We start from the raw sequence: 4,314 nt of genomic DNA, 5'->3' as shown, positions 1-4,314 counted from the left end.
GGGGAGGAGAGGGGATTCTGGGGGCGCATGATGACTCCGGAAAAATGGTTCTTTTCCGTAGGACGTCTGCCGACCCGGTACACCCCACCCCCGAGCCGGAAATTTTTTCATCGCACCAGCAACAGCCCCGGCAGGCGGGTCACCCGGAGGCCGGCGCCCCTGGCCAGCAGGCCGAGGGCAGCGTCGGGCCGGGCCGGGTCCACCGTGCCCGAGACCAGCTGCTGCTGCGCCGCTTGGCTCAGCAGCAGCACCTTCTGGGGCAGGTAGCGCTGCAGCTGGTCGGCGGCCACGGCGAAGGGCTGACGGTCGAAGGCCAGCATGCCGTCGCTCCAGGCATCGGCGCCGGCCGGGGCCCGGGCCGTTTCCAGGCCGCCGGGGCCCACCCGGGCCATGTCCCCCGGCCCCAGCACCGCTTCCCGCGGGCCTTCCTGGCAATCGCCGCAGTGCACGGCGACCCGGCTTTCGAGCACCGTCACCACGGTTTCCCCCGCCAGCTTTTCCACCTGGTAGCGGGTGCCCAGGGCGGTGGCCCGGGTTTCGCCGACGGCGACGGAGAAGGGGGCGAAGCCTTCGCCCTGGGGCTGGCGCGCCACTTCGAAGAGGGCCCGGCCCCGCAGCAGTTCCACCTCCCGCCCTGTCTGGCCCAGGCGCACGCGCAGGGCGCTGCCCGATTCCAGGACCACCCGGGAGCCGTCGGTCAGCTCGATGTGGCGGTTGCCGCCCAGCTCCGCCAGGTGGTCGGCCCGGGCGGCGAGCCACCATTCCGGCAGCCAGGGCAGGCTGCCCAGGAGCAGGGCCAGGCTGACGGCGCCGGCCGCCGCGTGGCGGCGCCCCCGGGGCGGCTGCAGGCGTTGCCGCTGTACCTGGCCGAGGGTGCCCCAGAGGCGGCGGATCTGCTCGTAGGCCCGGGCGTTTTCCGCCGCGGCGCCGTACCAGGCGGCGAAATCCGCCTCCGCTGCAGCATCGTAGTCGTCGGCTCCCTGGCGGGCGATCCAGCGGGAGGCCTGTTCCAGGGCGCGGGGGGGCGGCAGGCGCGGCATCACATCTCCTCCAGGATGGGCAGGCATTGCAGCAGCACCCGGGCGATGTGCTTTTCCACGGCGGAAGCGGAAATACCCAGGCGCTTTGCCGTTTCCGTGTAGGTGAGGCCTTCCAGCCGGTTGAGCACGAAGACCTCCACGGTGCGCGGCGGCAGGGCCCGGATGATGGCCTCCAGCCGCTCCAGGTTGCGCCGCTGCTGCACCGTCTCCAGGGTGTCGGGGCTGGCGGCCGTGGGGTCGCCGCTGGCGGCGTAGTCGGCCTGCAGGCGCAGTTCCCGGCCGTTGCTGCGGTGCCAGTCCACGGCGATGTTGGCGGCGACGCGGAAGACGTAGCTGCGGCCGTTGTCCACCGCTTCCGCCGGGCGGGCCTTGCACAGCTTGAACCAGCAATCCTGGGCGCAGTCCTGGGCGGCGTGGCGGCAGCCGGTGCGCAGGGAAAGGAAATCCACGATCTCCCGGTAGTTTTCCAGGTAGATGCGGGAGAGCAGGGAATCGCTGGGGGGCATGTCAGGCCTCGGCGCGGCGGAAGCGGTCGCGGAAAAGGAAGCCCTGCACCAGGTCGAAACCCAGGCGCCGGGCCAGCTTCAGGTCGTTGGCGGTCTCCACCCCCTCGAGTACGGTGCGCACGCCCAGGCTGCGGGCGGCGGGCAGGGTCCAGGAGAGGATGGCGGTGCGCCGCTCCCGTTCCGGCGAGTCGGCCAGCCAGGAGCGGTCGAACTTGAGGTAGGCGGAATCGTTGAGGGCGGCGAAGGAAATGAGACCCCGGGAGGCGGCCAGGTCATCCATGGCCAGCAGGACGCCGTCGGCCTTCAGCTCCTCCACCAGTTGATGGGAGAGGGCCACGTCGCCCATGTCCAGGTTCTCGATGACCTCCACCACCAGCCGCTGCCGGTGCGGCAGGAACAGTTCGGTGAAGGCGTTGCGTCCGTCCGGGCCGTGGCCGGCGGCGAAGCTGTCCGGGTCCAGGTTGACGAACAGCAGGCCCTCCGGCGGCGCCAGGGAAAGCTGCAGGCGCTTGGTCTCCAGTTCGGTGTGGAAGAGCAGCAGGGGATCGTGGTGCAGGGCCTGGAACACCAGGTCCGGCGGCAGGGGCGTGCCGTCGGCGGCGCTGAAACGGGCCAGGGCCTCCCAGCCCAGGCTGTCGCCGCTGGCGGGACAGACCAGGGGCTGGTATTCGACGGCAAAACGGCGGGCGAGCAGGCATTCCAGCAGGGTGTGAGGGTGCATCGGACTACTGGCCTTCCCCTTCGGGGACGTACACCATGGAGCCGTCCTTCATGCGGTAGGCGACGCCGGCCTTGGCCCCCTCGCCCTGGCCGATGTTGCCGCTGGCCTTGTAGCGTTCGATCTTCTCGCCCTTCTTGATCACCATCTCCATGGTGGGCTTGCCCGGGTCGGTGATGACCGTCACGTCCTGCTTGGAGAAGGGGTTGAGCACCGGGTTCTGGGCCACGGTGACGAGCAGGGCGGCGATGATGACGAGGAAGATGTCGATCAGGTTCACCACCGAGAGGATGGGGTCCTCGGTCTCCGGTTCGTGCAGCAGCTTGAGGCTCATTGATGGGCCCTCCTGTCGCGGAGCGACATCCTCCCCGGGGGAGGGAGCGCGCTCCCTGCGGTCGGCCGTGCGTTCGCGCTCATGCAGCACTCCCCGCCCGCTGCCGCAGGGCTTCCACTTCCAGCAGTTCCTCCGCCAGCCAGCGGCGCCGCACATTGACGATCCAGTAGGTGATGGAGGCGGCGATGAGGGCCAGGATCACGGCGGAGAAGGCCACCATGAGGTTTTCCGAGACCTGGGCCAGGTTGCCGTCGGAGAGGGATTTCAAGGCCGGGCCCATGGGGATCATGGTGGCCACCAGGCCCAGCATGGGCGTCACCCGGCTGGCGATGCGCGGCGCCTCGAGCAGGGTGTGGGCGTACACGTCCAGCTCGTCGCCGTTGAGGTTGGGCGCCTCGCGGAAGCGGGCCAGCAGGGGCCGGCCGCCGCCGTTGCGGCGCTGCCAGGCCTGCAGGGCGAAATGGCCGAGCAGCCAGAAGGCGTAGAGGAAAAGCAGGGAGACCAGGGCCAGGGTGGGGAAGAGAAAGATCTGCCCCAACTGGTACATGGACATTTCGACGAGCTGTTGCATGGAGAACTCCTGGGCCGCCCCGGTCGCCGGGGCGGCGCTTGGCTTGGGGTTACAGGCGGGTGGCGTAGTACTCGACCACCCGTTGCAGGTCCAGGGGGAAGGGGGCGGCGTCACCGTCCGGCAGGTGGCTGAGGCGGGCCGTCAGGCTGGCTTCCTCGAAGGCGATCCACTCGGGCCGTTCCAGGGCCGGCTCCGCCAGGGAGGCCTTGATGGCCAGCAGGTTGCGGCTCTTTTCCACCGGTCCGAAGGCGTCGCCGGCCTTGACCCGGATGGAGGGAATGGTGGCGCGGCGGCCGTTGAGGGCGATGTGGCCGTGGCTCACCAGCTGGCGGGCGGCGGGGATGGTGGGGGCCAGGCCGGCGCGGAAGACCAGGTTGTCCAGGCGCCGCTCCAGCAGTTCGACGATCTTGTGGCCGGTGGCGCCCTGGTCCCGGCGGGCGTCCTTGACGATGCGCCGCAGCTGGGTTTCGGAGACGCCGTAGTTGAAGCGCAGCTTCTGCTTTTCCATGAGCTGCAGGCCGAATTCGGACTTGCGCCCGGCGACCTTGCGGGCGCCGTGCTGGCCCGGCGGCTGCTCGCGCTCGCCGCGGGTCTTGCGGGAGAGGCCGGGCAGCTCGGTGCCCAGGGCGCGCATGATCTTGAGACGGGGGCCGGTGTGACGGGACATGGGAGAACTCCTGTTGCTTTGGGGTTAGTGGGTGACGGCGCCGGGGGCGACCAGGGGGTAGAAATCGACGGGGGTGGAGGCCGGGTGGCAATCCACCGCCTCCCAGCCCTGCAGCACTTCCTGCAGGGCGCTCTTGAGGTAGGGGTTGAGGTCGGCCTGGGCCGCCAGGCCCCGCAGATGGGCCCGCAGGGCCTCGGTCTTGTTGGGGGTGGCGCCGCGCAGGGCGGAGGAGGAGAGCAGGTGCACCACGGCGGCGAGCCGCAGGTCGACGGGCATTTCCGGAATATCCATGGACATGTCAGAGGCTCCTGGAAGGGGTGGAGGTGGAAAGGGGACGGCGGCCCTGCTCGCGGCGGGCCTGCCAGGCGCCGCCGCCGAGGGCGGCCAGCAGAAGCAGCAGGGATGCGGCCAGCAGGGGCGGGGTGGCTGGCAGGGGCTTGTTTTCTATCTTCTCCAGCTGCATGCCCTGGATCACGGG

8 protein-coding genes are annotated in these 4,314 nt (G+C 70.3%); all 8 read right to left on the bottom strand.

All coding sequences use genetic code 11. The features are described from left to right. Positions 1-107: 107 nt before the first annotated feature. A complete protein-coding gene (locus tag AC1RTA_RS16410) occupies positions 108-1,040 on the bottom strand; it encodes a FecR family protein (RefSeq protein ID WP_492785345.1) in 933 nt (310 codons plus the stop codon). Then, on the bottom strand, positions 1,040-1,546 hold the full coding sequence (locus tag AC1RTA_RS16405) for an RNA polymerase sigma factor (protein WP_492785344.1): 507 nt from the start codon (positions 1,544-1,546) through the stop codon (positions 1,040-1,042). Before AC1RTA_RS16405 ends, AC1RTA_RS16410 begins: the two co-directional genes overlap by 1 nt. Before the next feature lies 1 nt (position 1,547). Further along, a complete protein-coding gene (locus tag AC1RTA_RS16400) occupies positions 1,548-2,267 on the bottom strand; it encodes an EAL domain-containing protein (RefSeq protein ID WP_130460005.1) in 720 nt (239 codons plus the stop codon). Between the two features lie 4 nt (positions 2,268-2,271). Then, positions 2,272-2,598, bottom strand: coding sequence for a DUF2149 domain-containing protein (locus AC1RTA_RS16395; protein ID WP_014236761.1), 327 nt, complete (start codon positions 2,596-2,598; stop codon positions 2,272-2,274). Positions 2,599-2,677: 79 nt separating this feature from the next. Beyond that, positions 2,678-3,169 (bottom strand): MotA/TolQ/ExbB proton channel family protein, encoded by a 492-nt coding sequence (locus AC1RTA_RS16390; protein WP_014236762.1) that lies wholly within the window; start codon positions 3,167-3,169, stop codon positions 2,678-2,680. A 49-nt stretch (positions 3,170-3,218) separates the two neighbouring features. Then, positions 3,219-3,836: a 30S ribosomal protein S4 gene (gene rpsD / locus AC1RTA_RS16385; protein WP_014236763.1), complete on the bottom strand. Its 618-nt coding sequence runs from the start codon at positions 3,834-3,836 to the stop codon at positions 3,219-3,221. Positions 3,837-3,860: 24 nt separating this feature from the next. After that, positions 3,861-4,133 carry a hypothetical protein gene (locus tag AC1RTA_RS16380; RefSeq protein ID WP_014236764.1) on the bottom strand — a complete coding sequence of 91 codons (273 nt, stop codon included), beginning with the start codon at positions 4,131-4,133 and terminating at the stop codon, positions 3,861-3,863. A 1-nt stretch (position 4,134) separates the two neighbouring features. After that, positions 4,135-4,314, bottom strand: a 180-nt coding sequence (locus AC1RTA_RS16375) for a hypothetical protein (RefSeq protein WP_492785343.1), incomplete at its 5' end; no start/stop codon positions are given.

This window comes from Azospira sp. MPR-E4 (assembly GCF_058809645.1).
This window is presented reverse-complemented; position numbering and strand designations above follow the sequence as displayed.